General features: G+C 40.9%; 10 protein-coding genes. 7 read left to right on the top strand and 3 right to left on the bottom strand.

Features of this window, described 5'->3' with window-relative positions; genetic code table 11:
- The first annotated feature begins 61 nt into the window (after positions 1–61).
- Complete coding sequence (locus tag PHAL_RS0112630; RefSeq protein WP_016708781.1) at positions 62–2,287, top strand: TonB-dependent receptor domain-containing protein; 2,226 nt, start codon at positions 62–64, stop codon at positions 2,285–2,287.
- Between the two features lie 129 nt (positions 2,288–2,416).
- The gene (locus PHAL_RS0112635) at positions 2,417–3,391 is read left to right on the top strand and encodes a GNAT family N-acetyltransferase (RefSeq protein ID WP_016708782.1); all 975 of its coding nucleotides are present in this window, start codon (positions 2,417–2,419) and stop codon (positions 3,389–3,391) included.
- A gap of 4 nt (positions 3,392–3,395) precedes the next feature.
- Here PHAL_RS0112635 and PHAL_RS0112640 read toward each other — a convergent pair whose 3' ends face one another.
- Positions 3,396–4,175 (bottom strand): DUF2189 domain-containing protein, encoded by a 780-nt coding sequence (locus PHAL_RS0112640; protein WP_016708783.1) that lies wholly within the window; start codon positions 4,173–4,175, stop codon positions 3,396–3,398.
- A 347-nt stretch (positions 4,176–4,522) separates the two neighbouring features.
- On the opposite strand from PHAL_RS0112640, the gene PHAL_RS0112645 reads away from it, so the two are divergent.
- Positions 4,523–6,208 carry a sensor domain-containing diguanylate cyclase gene (locus PHAL_RS0112645; RefSeq protein ID WP_016708784.1) on the top strand — a complete coding sequence of 562 codons (1,686 nt, stop codon included), beginning with the start codon at positions 4,523–4,525 and terminating at the stop codon, positions 6,206–6,208.
- Positions 6,209–6,319: 111 nt separating this feature from the next.
- On the opposite strand, the gene PHAL_RS0112650 is transcribed toward PHAL_RS0112645, so the two are convergent.
- Both PHAL_RS0112650 and PHAL_RS0112655 read right to left on the bottom strand, forming a co-directional pair.
- Positions 6,320–10,300: a S8 family serine peptidase gene (locus PHAL_RS0112650; protein WP_016708785.1), complete on the bottom strand. Its 3,981-nt coding sequence runs from the start codon at positions 10,298–10,300 to the stop codon at positions 6,320–6,322.
- Between the two features lie 90 nt (positions 10,301–10,390).
- Positions 10,391–10,930, bottom strand: coding sequence for a hypothetical protein (locus tag PHAL_RS0112655; RefSeq protein WP_138553746.1), 540 nt, complete (start codon positions 10,928–10,930; stop codon positions 10,391–10,393).
- Positions 10,931–11,182: 252 nt separating this feature from the next.
- Here PHAL_RS0112655 and PHAL_RS23060 point away from each other — a divergent pair, with 252 nt between their 5' ends.
- From PHAL_RS23060 to betA, 4 genes are all read left to right on the top strand, one after another.
- Positions 11,183–11,716 carry a GAF domain-containing protein gene (locus tag PHAL_RS23060; RefSeq protein WP_016708788.1) on the top strand — a complete coding sequence of 178 codons (534 nt, stop codon included), beginning with the start codon at positions 11,183–11,185 and terminating at the stop codon, positions 11,714–11,716.
- Between the two features lie 261 nt (positions 11,717–11,977).
- Positions 11,978–12,568: a transcriptional regulator BetI gene (gene betI, locus PHAL_RS0112665; protein WP_016708789.1), complete on the top strand. Its 591-nt coding sequence runs from the start codon at positions 11,978–11,980 to the stop codon at positions 12,566–12,568.
- Between the two features lies 1 nt (position 12,569).
- Entirely contained in the window at positions 12,570–14,033 is a 1,464-nt protein-coding gene (gene betB, locus PHAL_RS0112670) for a betaine-aldehyde dehydrogenase (RefSeq protein WP_029216136.1), read from the top strand.
- A complete protein-coding gene (gene betA, locus PHAL_RS0112675; protein WP_016708791.1) occupies positions 14,033–15,703 on the top strand; it encodes a choline dehydrogenase in 1,671 nt (556 codons plus the stop codon). Before betB ends, betA begins: the two co-directional genes overlap by 1 nt.
- The last annotated feature ends 101 nt before the right edge of the window (positions 15,704–15,804 follow it).

Raw genomic sequence — 15,804 nt, forward strand, 5'->3', positions numbered from 1 at the left:
GTTGAGACCCTAAAATCGCCACAAAACTAAATGGTAATGATTTTTATTAAGGAGTGATGATATGAAATTTTCGTATGTTTTTCTATGTGTTGGAGCGGCTCTTTCTAATTTTTCTACATTCGCAGCGACTGACTCTGATAAAAAAGCTCAAGATATAGAGCAAATTGAAGTGTTAGGTCATAAGCTAACAGCTCTAAATCAAGATGTTGCGAGTTCTGTATCGGTACTTTCTACAGAACAAATAGATAGGCAACAAGCGGCTGATTTAAACCAAATACTTAAGACCCTCCCAGGGGTTGAGCTGTCAGGCAGTGTTACACCTTTATCAGGACAGCCGGCTATTCGCGGCTTATATGGCGAACGTATTTATATCTCAGTTGATGATGTAAAACGTAAAATTGATTCCGATGGTAGTCAAAACATCGCGCAAATTAATTCATTAGGTATTAACCCTGATCAGTTAAAACAAATCCAAGTTTTACGTGGTGCTGACTCACTGACGGTAGGCTCTGGTGCTATTGGTGGCAGTATTCGCTTAGTGACCAAGGATGCAAGTGATTATTTAGGTGATGAGCAGGGCTTTGGCGCTCGATTTTCGGTGACACATCAATCGGTTTCAGACGCGAATGACTTTAATGCTGATCTGTTCTATTTAAATGATGTTAGTGATACCGTTTTATCACTCGGACAAGTTGAATATGATGATATTGATGTTGTTGCTAAGGAAGATGCAACGGATGACGAACAAATTCAGCAACTGAGCAAAATACAAAACAAATCAAGACGACAAAATGCGACCCTAAAAAATACGTGGTACTTTAACTCACATCATAGCCTTAAAACTAAGCTAGATTACAGTAAAACTGAGTCGGTTGATCAGCCCTATGGTCAGCGACTTGATTTAGCTATTGCATACCCCACGCTTGCTGAAGATTACAAAAATGATTATCTCGAAGGCATGCTTAAATACACCTATCAAGGTGAAAGCGATTACGTTGATTTAGATGTACAAGCTTTCTATTCTAAAAAAACTTACGATGAGATCACCAAAGGGTATATAGAGCGTGGAACCAATAAAATAAATTACGATAGTAACAGTGAAGGGCAAAGTGCCCGTAAAGGTATTCGGTTTGCAAACTTATCGACCTTTGAAGGTGCTATCAACCATAAACTTGCCGTAGAGTTACAATATGACACTGAAAGTTTCAAGCAAACTCAGTGGAAGGATCAGCAAGCGTCTACTTATTACGGCAATAGCGATGCACAAAACTGGTCATTATCTTTGATTGATCAAAGTACATTCTTTGATGAGCGCTTGTTAATTACCGCAGGTTTAAGGTTTGATGCGTATGAGCGTGAAAGTGACCACTTTGAACAGTTTGATAGCAATGAAGGTAATGAGTTATCGAGCGAACTTGGCCTTACATTTAAAGTAACTGACTACCTTAATCTCTATGTAAAAAGCGCTGAAGCATTTAGAGCACCCTCGCTGCAAGAGCTTTATAAACAAGATGAATGGCGCTGTCATATTGGCGGCAAGATTTGCTACAGCGAACCACAGCCAGATCTTAAACCAGAAGACTCAGATAATCTTGAAATGGGTTTTGGTCTCAGTTGGCAAAATCTGCCTTATGCAGATAACTTAAGCTTTAAAGCCATTTACTTTGATAACGAAATCAATAATTACATCGATAACGTGCCATTTATGTATTACCTCGATGCTGATGGCGAAAAACAACTTGGTTCGCCAGGGCCACAACCTGCTAATGGTATACCTGTTGCTACTCACCGTGATTATAGTGCTAAGAATATTGGTAAATTATTTAGTCATGGTATTGAAATCGAAGCACAATATACCTTTAAAGCAATCGATATGTATGTAGGTTATTCAACGATTAATATGGATGTTGAAGGAATGCCTAACTTCTTTTTAGGAACCATTGATTACACGCAGCAGCCTTATGCTGAAGCACCGGCAGATAAAATTACTTGGAATACTAACTATCAATTCACCGAGCAGTTTAATGTAGGTTTACAAATGCTGCATTACCGTGAGCAAAAACGTTTAAGCGATACCTACTTAGAATACGGTTATGGTACAGATACATACACTGTTTATAACCTGAATGCCAAATATCAAGCCACCGGCAGTTTAGAAGGTTTCATCGTGAGGTTAGGGGTGGATAATTTAACGGATAAACGTTATTTAAGAGCGCCAGCCACTGAGGCGAGTGACCCAGCCGAGCTTGGTCGTAACTATAAAGTGTCGCTAAGTTATCAGTTTTAATCTTTATTATGATTGAATAAATAAAACAGGCCAAATTATGGGCCTGTTTTTGATTAAAAACATAAGTTGTTTGATAAAAACTCATTTCGTCCCCATATAAGGTTTATCTTAGACTTGTAAAGGGAAATTATGCGCCATTATCCACTCTATAAAATCGACGACATGTGTTTACGCCGTCTAGGAGTTGGGGTTCTTAACACCTATAACCTCACAGATATAACTGATTTAAATATCGAAAAAGCAATCAACAAAGAATCTCAGGATTTACTCGCATTAAATGACGATTGCACAAGTGATGACTTTATTGAGTTACGCCAGCGGCGTAATATCAGTGATGACGTGGTTGATGACGACTTATTTGCACAAGTTGTTGAAGGCGACGACGGTGGTTTATTCATAGTCAGTGTGTGTCGTAATGATGATGACGAAACCATGTTTGAAGTCTTTAGCGAACATGCATTAACAGAATCGGTTTTAAAAGAACTCGTCACTTACATTCGCAAGGTGTTTTGTTGGTGCACGCCTAAACACATTTGTGTGTGGCCTGCACCTAAGTCACAACAAGCGCAGCAATTACTGTCACTACCAGATGCTCGCGCCGTTGATTCTTTGTTAGGCAGTCAAACGCCATTGCTTGGTGTGTGTGATGATTTAAAAGCGGATATCTCTTTACAGCCCTTTGAGCTAGATAAATATTGGCCTTGGTATGAGCTGGAGTACAACAAGTTTCTAACCGAAAACCCAGCAATGGCAAGTATAGTGCCAATCAGCGAGAAAGAAGAATTGATGGATTCGATTGAAGCTGACTTATGCTGCATGGCATTTTATAAAGGCGAGCCTTTCGGCATGGTTATGGGGGAGGCAAGTGAAGAATTGGGCTTTGATGGTTTATTGGTGAGTGATATTTTTATTGCTAAACAATATAGAGGCCAAGGTTTAGCCTCACCGATGCAGCGCCTCTATTACCAGCAGCATGTTCACGATTTTGAGCTTTTCTTTGGTTATATTGATGCGAACAATCAGCCTTCATATAAAAATGCACTTAAACAAGGCCGCAAATTACTACGCCAAGAGCTTTATTTACCGGCGCAATTGTTTATATAAAAACTTACTCATATTCTCTTGGTTTTTTGGTTTTGATCACGGCAATATAACCATGCCAACTGGCGTAACTTAGTAGCGGCATAATGACAATAAAGCCTGTTGCGCCAGTGATAAAACCAATCGCAACTAATATAAAGATACAGCCAGACCACACAACCATTGCGCTAAAATTAGTTTTAACGGCATTCATAGAAGACATAACAGCGGTCATTATATCGACTCGTCTTTCCATCATGATCTGTGGCGTAAATGCTGAAATGGCAAACACAGTGACGAGCAATATTCCGCCAATGATGGTACCTAAAGTTAAAAATGCAGAGAGTTCTTCAAACGTCGGGTTTGCATGGCTTGGGTATAATGCATGCACTAACGCCGCAAGACGCATCCAAATAATCATGACCACCATAAGCAATACGGCAAAGCCCCATTCACCAACAGGATTTCTGAACATAGACTTTAACGAATGCAGTAAAGTCGGTGTATGACCTTTTTCAAGCTCCCAAGCTACATCATATAAACCCACAGCAAATACAGGGCCAATTAAAGCAAACGCCACGGTCGCGGGGATAATAACAAGATGGGTTCCTGTGAAAACGGCAGAATAAATAATTGTCAGTGGTATCACTGTAAATATTAAGCCATAAATAAGACTCAATATAGGTGCTTGAGTCATATCTTTAAAGGCGAGGGCAAGCCAATGAAAGGCTGCAAAAGTGCTGACTTTGTTGCACTTTAAACAACGCGCAAATTCAGCGTTTTTATCAATTGTGTTAGTAGTTGGCATATCGATGATCCTCTTAGAGCTACTCTATAGGTTTAGGATATGGATGTATTATTTACAAATCGTCAATTGAATATTTTCATGTTAGATGGAGTGTTTAGTGCATATTTTGTGTTGTAGTACAGCAGTGAATATTAATGTTAAATAAAGTTTTTAGTTTTGTATGTTTTTACTAAAACTTAGTGCTACTAGTCTAAACTCAAAGATGAGTGCGCTTAGCAGTACATAGTAGATAGCAACTGTTTTGCTTTAATTTTCTTGAGGTATCTATGATCCACCATGTTACTCATATTTATACAGATCTGAAGACATTAACAGCAGAGCTTGTAGTAGGGGAGGTTTCTTGTGCAATGACAGGTTCACAGGCGCAGCTAGTTCAGGTTTATTGTGGCGAAGCTGAACAGAAAAAAATAACTGCAATTACAGCGCTCATCAGCGCTAAGTTACCGATGGCTATAGTGGTTGGGGCAACTACGATAGGTGAGGTCGCTCATGGCCAATTGATAACGAATCAAACAGTGATTGGCTTTACTTTTTTTGAGTCATCAAGAATAAAGGTTGTTGCTATGGCGTGTTATAGCGATGAGCTTGGCACGGGTGCTGAGTTAGGTCGACGCATCAGCCAATCATCTACTGAAATTGCAGGTATCTTGCTACTTTCGACTCCTTTGAGTATCGATGCATCCAAACTACTGCAAGGGATAGAATCAACCCTAAGTGGTTATCCTATTTTTGGTGGCGGAGCTGGGGATTATTCAGCAACGACAAACTCATTAGTCTTCTCTAAAACAAAGATGTTTGATAGAGGAGCAATAGCTGTCATTTTTTGTGGTCGCGATCTTCATGTTGAAGCCACGACTTATTTAGGGTGGCAACCACTGAGCCGCGCTATGCGGATAACGCAGGCTGATGGTTTGAATGTTTTACAGGTAGATGATAAACCTGCATTTGATGTTTATCATCGTTATTTGGACATACCCAGTGATGAGCAGTTCTTTTTAAATGCATTGGAGTTTCCGTTTTTGCTAGAGCGCGAAGATGGAATGTTGGCGCGAGTCCCAGTAGCAACAAATGAAGGTGGAGCACTGCGATTTGTTGCCGATATAAAAGAAGGCGAGACATTTCGTATTGGCTATGGCGATATCGATTTAATAATTGAAAATTCAAAAAGCCTTCATCAGTCAATGGCACAATTTTTCCCTCAGGTGGTTTTTCTTTATACGTGTGGATGCCGACGCTTTTTAATGCAGGAGAGTGTGGAGTTAGAGACTTTACCGTTACAGAGGATAGCCCCAACGTTCGGGTTTTACACCTATGGTGAATTTTTTGGTACTTCTAAATTAACCTTATTAAACTCGACAATGGTGGCGGTAGGTCTACGCGAAGGATCTCAGCCTAAAAGAAACTTAGTTACAACAGAAAGTAGGGTGTCAGAGCCTTTAAGTTTGCCCGACCCTTATGCTAATAAACATACTCGCATAGTATCTAGATTACTACGTTTTATTGATGCGGTGACATCGGATCTAGAAGCCTCCATAGAAGATGTCACTCGGTTGTCGATCACCGATCAACTTACACAGTTAGCCAATCGTATGCGACTTGACCAAGTGTTAGATAAGCAGATAAAACATGCGAAACGCTATGATTCAACATTCTCTATTATTTTGCTTGATGTGGATTACTTTAAACAAGTTAATGATAAATATGGTCATATTGTTGGAGATGATGTACTCATACGTATAGCACAGACACTAATTGAGCATACACGCGATGTAGACATTGTTGGTCGTTGGGGGGGAGAGGAGTTTTTGATTATTGCGCCCAGTATCGAAATAAATTGTGTCGTACAGCTTGCTGAGAAATTACGTGTCGCAATTGAAAGTGTAGAATTTCCAGCTGTTGGGCGAAAAACAGCCAGTTTTGGCGTTGCTGAATTTCAGTTTCAGGATGACCCTAATAAACTCGTTGCACGAGCTGATGAAGCTCTTTACGAAGCCAAGCGGGCTGGTCGTAATTGTGTTAAGTTTGGTTATTAAAGATATGTAATTTAGTATTGACAGGCAATTGAGTGTTAGCGCTACAGAAAAATAGTGAAAAAACGGCCATGGTTGAATGGCCGCTTTTATGTTTCACGTTGGGATAACTTATTAATCTATCATGTAAGCTCTTATAACAGCTTGATCAGTTGTACTGTTATTTACATCAGTCATAATCACACGCAGGTGAACAAAGTCCCCAGCGATTGCGTCATTTGGGATTGTTGCATACCAATCTCCATTGATGTTTTCAATTTGAGCAATTTCAGCTATATCATCAGGTAAGATACGATCTGTGTTAAGTGGGTAGTTTTGACTTTCGTCAACGCTACATGATGTATAACGATACATACGACATTCACGGCCATAGCGGTACATTACTTTTACTTGGGTTAAGTCAACTTTGCCAATACCTTCCACAAGACCATTAATTTTAATACGTACCGGCGTATTTGCAGGCGCAGTATTTTCAAGATCAAGTGGAATATCTATTAGTGGCATTAAAATCGGCTGCACACCTTGCGTATCAGCATTTGAAGTGAATGTATGACTTACATAAATTTCTGAACCTAATAGCTCTTTAGCAAGATGAATATTACCCACACCGCGTTTATAAGTATTTACAGAATATTCTACCGTTGCATTCTCATCAGGCATTTCTATATAGCCGTTAGTTAGAGAAATTTGCTCGCCATTTAATTTATAACCCACAGCTGAACTTAAGCTATAGCCTAAACCACCATCATGACCTGCGGCATCACCATACGCTGAGTTTTTCACGTGCAGTAAGTTAGTGTCTCGGTAACCTCGAGGTGAACCATTACTTAGTAAAGTTGCACTCAACGGTGCTTTATCCCAACTTGTAACCGCTTTATCGCCAATACTATATTCACGTGGGCCATTAAATAAGCCACCATCAGTATTGAAGTTAATAGAAGGCATTACAAGATTAGTCCATGTAACGCTAGGTAGTTCAGTATTTTTATGGTTACCTTTACGGCGACCATTGTGTGACTCTTCACCACCTGTTGCAGTAAAATATTCAGTTCGAACTTGCGGCGTTGCCACCATTTGTGGGCTACCTGTGCTATAAAATTCACCGGTACTTGGCAATGATGTATACGTGTCAGTGTATTTTATGCGGGCTGCGCCTTGCGTATAATGAGTTGACTCAACTTGGGCTAGATCTTTATTTTTTATTCGGATTTCGCCTGTTTCAATTGCGCCATCAGTCCAATGAGCGATGCTATAAACGTAAGGTGAATGTTCATGAGCAGTACCAGACCAGCTAATTGTTAAATCTTGGTTCGCTTCTAACTCTGCATAGATTTTAGCCATTTCTTCTTGTGCAATTGAAACCACCGGAATATCTAATCGACCTGCAATATTTGGCTTATAACGACCATTTCTATTTATAACTGAACTGATAACACCTACAGCGCCATGTTCAAGTGCTTTAGCTACTTGAGTAGATGTAACATAATAATCAGCATCAACGAGGGCTATTTTCCCAGCAACATCAAAGTTATTCCAATCAGTGTTGTAGCCACCATCACCAACGGCTACTACCTGAGCACTACCTGTGCCGTTAAATGAGAGTGCAGCACCTGCTAAAATATAATCTAACTGATAACCACCTTGAGTGGTTAAAACAGGTTTTGGTGCATAGGCACGTGTTGTTACAAAACTACGGAAGCGTTCATCTTGGCCTGTTGAAAGAGCATAGAAATCAGTAACATAGTCAGGTGCAAGTTCGATTGCAGCTAATTTTAGTGTTTCAGCATCACTTAATGCATAGGTAAAACCAAATGAAAACCCTTGCATTTGTGATGGTTTATCTGTTTTGAAAGTCACTGGTTTAGCTTGATTTGCATCAAAGCTAATTGCGGTATCAGTGTCTAAGTTAACATCGAGTTCAGCCATCATTGCAGCTGACTCAACTAAACCACCAAATTGTGTTGGATTATCGTAAGTCATGATGTTGGCAACAATGCTGTATTGACCTTTTGGTAATTCAATAGTGCTACTACCATTAGTGAATTGGCCTGATTGGCCCCAGCTATCTTCACCACTCATGATATAAAATTTAGATGGACTTGCCGCTGGTAAGCCTAAACGATCTGTAGCATTGAGGGTTAAGTTTACTGTTGGTGGCTCTATCCAAAATGACACAGGTACAGTGAGCTTTTGTAACTCATCAAACTTACCATTTTTATAATGGCCGCGTTTTTTACCATGATGATCTTTAACTTCTTTACCTACAAGGCGACCAGTGATAGTGCCGTAGGCTGCATTTTTCAGAGCAACGGTAGGGTTGATCCATACCGGTACTTCAGCCGTGCCGTTGGCCGGTACGGTGATTTTTTTGCTACCGATACCAGCAAGTCTATACGCTGTTAATGGCTTATCGTCCTCGCCCACAAATGTGATATCTAAATCAAAGGTAACATCTTCATCACTTAAATTTGTAAGTGTGACGCTCGTTTCATGTACTTGGGACTCACTTTGTGAATCAAAAAAGCCAAGCTCAAGATTCGGCGCACCGATCACTGATTGGATCATTGCTTGGTTAACATCCATAGGACCTGCGCCTTGGTCGAGCACATGAGCACGAGTTGGTGCAACAGATGATGTTAATACGGCTTTTAATTGTGCTGGTGTTAAGTCAGGTCGAGCTTGTAGTACTAAAGCCGCCCCACCAGATACATGAGGAGCTGACATTGAAGTGCCTGAATTTGCACGGTATGCATAGTCTCCTTTGCCGCCAGATGCCGCAGCAATAACACTAACACCTTGTGAAGTAATATCAGGTTTAGCTGAATGACCATCAGGTGATGGACCGCGACTTGAGAATTCTGCGGTATTACCGGCGCGATCAATTGCACCCACAGTTAATGCACTTGGCGAACAACCTGGTGAGCCGATTGTTTCGCGGATAAAGCTGTTACCAGCTGAAATAACAAATAAGGCCTCATCGCTTAAAGCTTCAACCATATCAACCATAGGACCATCACATGAGGTTACACTGCCACCTAACGACATACTGACAATATCAGCACCATTATCAACCGCCCATTGCATGCCTGCGAGAATACCTGACGTGGTGCCAGAGCCGGTATCACTTAATACTTTACCAATCATGAGTTGTGCACCGGGGGCCATACCAACGTATTTACCATCGGACTCGATACCTGAGCCTGCTACGGTCGAAGCTGTGTGCGTACCGTGGCCGCTAAAGTCATCAATACCAGTTGAACCATAGCTGTTAAAGTCCTGATATAAAAATACATTGCTTGATAAATCTGGATGATCTGTATCGTAGCCTGTATCAAGTACAGCCACTTTGACCCCAGCGCCATTATAGCCAATTGCATAAGGGCCATACGCACCTGTAAGAGGAACTGTCGGGGACGTTTCGTCTACTTCTATTAGTTTCTTCCACCATTTATTACGGTCTTTTGGGTTGTGCTTACCCTTGTGTTTATCGTTATTATTTTTATGTGCTTGAACCATACCATCAAGCCACACACCTTCAACGGCTGTATTTGCAGATAGACCACTGAGTACATCGCTCATTTGGTCTTTTTCAACAGTCATTACCACACTGTCGATAACTTCAAACGTAGCTTTTACTTTTGCGCCAGGCATAGCCATAGAGAAGGGTTTTTTCGCTAATGTATTTGCGCGATATTCAACAATTACTTGCAAAGAGTCTGAGCTTGCGTCGTCATAACCTGCTTGATACAACTTATCAATATTAAACAGTTCTCTATCTAAGGCACCAGAGTCAACTTTTGCTTGTGCGGATGCAGGAATAACGTAGCTTTCACCACCCCGTTTGAAAAGACTGGTAAAGGCCTCTTCTCCATTCTCTCCCAGTAAACGAATACCACCGATAGTGCCATCTGTATTTAAACGAGCAGAGACTTTATCTCCGGTGATCAATGTAAAGCTTAGGTTTCTTTCTGGGTTATTAAGCTCAGTTTGGGCATCGTTTGCATAGGTGAAAGGTGCTAAAGATGACATTAAGCCTAGATATAATGCACCTTTAAGAGCAAGTGCGACTGGGCCTAATTTTGGTTTTTTGTTCATTTTATATTCCCTGGATAAGTTGTAGTATTGACAATAATGAGTCGTGTTTTTATGTGGTTTTAGTTATATATCTCCTTATGGTTCAGGCTTTTAATAGTGCTTTATTTGTTCATCTAAGCTGATTTTCTTTATGGTCAAATTTTTACTGATATCCCCCCAAGTTTGGATAGACTCCGCTTTTTTTAACTGAACGAACTGTGTGTGGATTTTTTCATAAACTATGCTGTTAGCGCCTGTTAGCAACTTTGCTTGAGCAATAGGTGGGGTATATTTAATTAACACGGGATAAGTACTGCTGTGTTGATCATCAAGCGCGTAATTAATTAATTTACGGATATTGAAAAACTCTTTATCTAAAATACCTAAATCAATTAAGGGCTGTGCTTTTGGAGGAATAAAATATTGTTGCTCTGTGAGCGAAATGGTTCTTCGCTTACTGACATCTTTCGCTAGTAAATGAAGAGTCGTGGTGTGCAGGTTTTTTGTGACAATAATCTCGTCACCGGTAATTAATGTAATTTTTATTTTTGTTGGGGCAGCTAGCGCATTTAGCTCACTTCTTTCATTTGCCATTGCCAATAAGTTGCAAGTAATACAAATGAAGAACAATGATATTTGGAAAAATTTCATGCAACGGCCTGTCTATTTAGTTTTATAAGTTTAACAATTAAATTTATTTGTTAACTTATTTTTAACCTTTAGTTGCGTAAATCCAACCCAATATTTGTAGCGTTTTGTACACCCTTTACATTTTTGGGTGATGTGAAATGTATTTGATCTGTAGTGAAGAGCGCCAGAACGCTAATTTATGGATTAGAAATTAAGTGCAAGTATATTTAAGCAGCTATACTTTGCAGTATTCGCTTGTAAAAACGTATCAGAATGAAAAATAATGAACTCCACTTAACCGCCGCATGTTTTTTTGATCATGTAAATCACGAGCAGGTCAGCCTCCCAGCTCGGTTGATTATTGAACTATCAAATCAGCATACTCGCAATGAAGTGCTGAAAATTTTAGCGCGCTGGTTACCGCATTTATTTCATTGGGATAGAGCCAGTGTTGCGCTGAGTTTGCAAAGTGGTTACTTGAGCATAGTTTCAGTGATAGGAAAGCAAGCGATCCCTTCAAAAATTCCTATACCGATAGATTTCACCTTGGCAGGCCGCGCCTTTAAAACGAAAACATTAATCGCATGTCATCAATTAGCTGGTAATACAGAGCAGGATTGTCGCATGCTTTTTGAAGGCGGGTTGGTTACCTGTATGGATGCGCCTATAGTGTTTAATGATCACTGTTTTGGCACGCTTAATGTAGCTCGTAGTCAAGGGCAATTTAATCAGCAAGAAGCCATTCAACTGTTTTGTGTAGCCAGCTTATTAGGAATTAGTTTTAGTTTATGTAATTTAACTCCTTAGCTGTTTTTCCGTCTATTGCAGGTTACTCGCCCTGTTGTTCATTTGGCTAAATATTGCAGCATTTCGCCACTTTTAATCAAAAATTAAGATTATTTCTACTTTTTTTGCATCTTTTTTCTAAGCCTATTTATAAAAGCTAATACAGTTACTTACAGCCACTTAGCCCTCGTCAATTTAGGCCATTCACAGTTTGTCAACCTTGAATTATCAGTTCACTTACTCTAACCTTTATTTTTATTGAACGTTCAATTAATAAAAAGTATGCCTAAAGTTGGAATGGAACCTGTCCGTCGTCAGCAGTTAATTGACGCCACTATTGAGTCGGTTGCTGAACTTGGATTACAAAGCACAACCATTAACAGTATTAGTAAAAAAGCGGGATTGTCGTCAGGCATTATTAGCCATTACTTTGGTGGTAAACAGGGCTTGATTGAGGCAACGGTACGCTATTTATTATCTAACTTGAAGCGTGAGTTGATTGAACGTGTCACCACGACGACAACACCTGAGCAAAGGTTGATGTTTATCGTTGAGGCAAACTTTGCACGCTTACAATTGCAAAGCGACACGACAAAAACGTGGTTAAGTTTTTGGGCGCAATCAATGCATGATGCGCAATTACATCGCTTGCAAAATGTTAATAGCCGCCGTCTTTTGAGTAATCTAACTTGCTCATTTAGAAAGTTAATGAGTGCGGCGGATGCTAAGCGTGCTGCCGAACTATGCGCTGCCATGATTGATGGACTTTGGCTCAGAGCGGTTTTAAGTAAGTCAGACGTAGATCAATTTGAACATTGCGAGCAATTAGCCAAAGGCTATGTAAATTCACTTATCAAACAGTATGGAGCTTAATGTGACAACGCCTGTTTATCAAAATTTTATCAACGGTCATTTTTTAAAGAATCAAAGCGGCGAGACTTTCGCTGTTAAAAATCCTGCCACCGATGAAGTAATTTACCATGTAGAAGTCGCCGATGCGTTTGTACAAAATGCAGCCATTGAAAGTGCCAAACAAGGTTTTGCAACATGGTCAGCAATGACGCCTATCGAGCGTAGCCGTATCTTATTAAAAGCCGTTGAATTACTGCGCGCACGCAATGATGAATTAGCAAAAATTGAAGTACTCGACACGGGCAAACCTTGGCAAGAAGCCGAGTGTGTTGATGTACAAACGGGTGCTGATGTTATCGAATATTTTGCAGGCCTTGCCCCTGCGCAAGTTGGCCAACAACAAATGGTTGGTGAAGATTTTTATTATACCCGTAAAGAACCCTTAGGGATTTGCGCAGGAATTGGCGCATGGAACTACCCACTGCAGATAGCGTGTTGGAAATCAGGGCCAGCGCTTGCTGCAGGTAATGCACTTATTTTTAAACCTTCAGAAGAAACGCCACTTGGTGCAATTAAACTCGCTGAAATATTCACGGAAGCGGGCGTACCAGCCGGTGTATTTAACGTGGTACAAGGCGCGGCTGAAGTGGGCCAATGGTTAACACAAAGCGATGATATCGAGAAAGTATCGTTCACCGGTGAAGTCGGCACAGGTAAAAAAGTGGTGGCTAGTGCCGCAGGTTCGCTTAAAGATGTCACCATGGAGCTTGGTGGCAAGTCACCATTATTAGTATTTGATGATGCTGATATTTCGCAAGCGGTGAGTGCGGCAATGCTCGGTAATTTTTATACTCAAGGTGAAATTTGCACTAACTGCACCCGCATTTATGTACATAAAAATGTATATCAGCAATTTATTGATGAGCTTAAAACGCGCACTGAACAAAATATTATTGCCGGTGACCCAATGAACCCTGAGGTAAACTTAGGTGCGCTTATTTCAAAAAATCATCATGATTTAGTGATGGGTTATATTGATAAGGGCATTAGTGAGGGCGCTACGCTGCTCACGGGTGGTAAAGCACTAAAACCTGATTCTGCGCCAAACGGTTACTTTGTCGCGCCGACGGTTTTTACTGATTGCACCGATGACATGACTATCGTTAAAGAAGAAATTTTTGGCCCAGTGATGAGCGTGTTGGTGTTTGATGATGAAGATGACGCAATTCGCCGCGCTAACGATACCCATTTAGGCTTAGCTGCAGGTGTATTTACCAAAGATATTAAACGAGCACACCGTGTTATTCATCAGTTACAAGCCGGTATTTGTTGGATCAATAGCTACGGTAACTCACCAGCTGAAATGCCAGTAGGCGGTTATAAGCAATCGGGTATTGGCCGTGAAAACGGTATTGAAACACTTGATCACTACACACAAACTAAATCAATTTACGTTGGTATGACTGATATAGAGAGTCCATTTTAATGACTGCACAAACATATGATTACATCATAGTTGGTGCAGGCTCTGCAGGGTGTGTACTGGCGAATCGTTTATCTGAAGATAGCAACAATCGCGTGTTGTTATTAGAAACTGGCGGCAGTGATAAAAGCATTTTTATTAAAATGCCAACAGCGCTGTCTATTCCGATGAACACTGATAAATACGCATGGCAGTTTCATACGCAAGCTGAGCCATTTTTAGATAACCGCAAAATGCATTGCCCACGAGGTAAAGTATTAGGTGGCTCGTCGTCAATTAATGGCATGGTTTATGTGCGTGGTCATGCAAAAGATTTTGACGAATGGCAACAACATGGCGCCCAGGGCTGGGATTACCAATCATGCTTGCCGTATTTTCAAAAAGCCGAAACCTTTTATTTAGGTAAAAATGAGTACCGAGGCGATAACGGCCCTTTAGGTGTTAATAACGGTAATGAAATGGCCAACCCGCTGTATAAAGCCTTTATTAATGCCGGTCAGCAGGCCGGTTATGCCGCTACTGATGATTACAATGCAGGGCAACAAGAAGGTTTTGGCCCGATGCACATGACCGTTAAAGACGGTGTGCGCAGCTCGGCAAGTCGTGAATATTTAGACCCTGTAAAGTCTCGTAGTAATTTAACTATTGTCACTGGCGCTTTAGCTGAAAAAGTATTGCTTGAAGGCAAAAAAGCCACGGGTGTTGAGTACAGTATCAATGGTCAAACTAAGCAAGTATTTGCCGCCAAAGAGGTGGTGTTAAGTGCAGGGCCTATCGGCTCACCGCATTTGCTACAGCTTTCAGGTATTGGTGATAGCGACACACTTGCTGCGGCAGGCGTTGAAGTGAAGCATCATTTACCTGGTGTTGGTCAAAACTTGCAAGATCACTTGGAGTTTTATTTTCAATACAAGTGTAAGCAACCCATTACCTTAAACGGCAAATTAGGGCTCATTTCTAAAGGGCTTATCGGTGCCCGTTGGTTGTTAAATCGCAGTGGTCTTGGCGCTACAAATCACTTTGAATCGTGTGCGTTTATTCGTTCAAAACCGGGTGTTGAATGGCCTGATATTCAATATCACTTTTTACCAGCGGCCATTCGCTATGATGGTAAAAGCGCGTTTGATGGTCATGGTTTTCAAGTGCATGTGGGTCATAATAAACCAAAAAGCCGCGGCGCGGTCACGATTCAATCAGCAGATCCCAAAGTTGCACCAAAAATTCAGTTTAACTACTTACAGCATCAAGATGATATTGAAGGGTTTAGAGCGTGCGTACGCTTAACCCGTGAAATTATTGAGCAAAGCGCATTTGATGACTTCCGCGATGATGAAATTCAGCCGGGCAAAGAGATTCAAACCGATGAGCAAATAGATGCGTTCGTGCGCCAAGCAGTAGAGAGCGCTTATCACCCGTCTTGCTCATGTAAAATGGGTGAAGATGAACTGGCTGTAGTGAACTCTAATACGCAAGTACATGGTATTGAAGGGCTACGCGTAGTGGATTCATCTATTTTCCCTACCGTGCCAAACGGTAATTTAAATGCGCCAACCATTATGGTGGCAGAAAAAGCGGCAGACTTAATTTTAGGTAAGCCACCACTTAGTAAATCGCATGCAGCGGTTGCCATGGAATCACAATGGCAAACAAAGCAGCGTAGTTCGGAGATCTAACTCGGCCACCTGGAGTGCATGGCACTTTGGGGCTTGCAGTGGCGCGCATCATAAGTTGTTTGTGGTGCGTTAATGCGAGGCTAAAACACACGGAGAAAAAA

The organism is Pseudoalteromonas haloplanktis ATCC 14393 (assembly GCF_000238355.1).
In the GTDB taxonomy this organism is placed as follows: Bacteria; Pseudomonadota; Gammaproteobacteria; order Enterobacterales; family Alteromonadaceae; genus Pseudoalteromonas; species Pseudoalteromonas haloplanktis.

Excerpts from the sequence above, each read along its gene's own strand:
- PHAL_RS0112630 (WP_016708781.1), top strand. The coding sequence starts at position 62 with ATGAAATTTTCGTATGTTTTTCTATGTGTTGGAGCGGCTCTTTCTAAT.
- PHAL_RS0112635 (WP_016708782.1), top strand. The coding sequence starts at position 2,417 with ATGCGCCATTATCCACTCTATAAAATCGACGACATGTGTTTACGCCGT.
- PHAL_RS0112640 (WP_016708783.1), bottom strand. The coding sequence starts at position 4,175 with ATGCCAACTACTAACACAATTGATAAAAACGCTGAATTTGCGCGTTGT.
- PHAL_RS0112645 (WP_016708784.1), top strand. The coding sequence starts at position 4,523 with ATGACAGGTTCACAGGCGCAGCTAGTTCAGGTTTATTGTGGCGAAGCT.
- PHAL_RS0112650 (WP_016708785.1), bottom strand. The coding sequence starts at position 10,300 with ATGAACAAAAAACCAAAATTAGGCCCAGTCGCACTTGCTCTTAAAGGT.
- PHAL_RS0112655 (WP_138553746.1), bottom strand. The coding sequence starts at position 10,930 with ATGAAATTTTTCCAAATATCATTGTTCTTCATTTGTATTACTTGCAAC.
- PHAL_RS23060 (WP_016708788.1), top strand. The coding sequence starts at position 11,183 with ATGAAAAATAATGAACTCCACTTAACCGCCGCATGTTTTTTTGATCAT.
- betI (WP_016708789.1), top strand. The coding sequence starts at position 11,978 with ATGCCTAAAGTTGGAATGGAACCTGTCCGTCGTCAGCAGTTAATTGAC.
- betA (WP_016708791.1), top strand. The coding sequence starts at position 14,033 with ATGACTGCACAAACATATGATTACATCATAGTTGGTGCAGGCTCTGCA.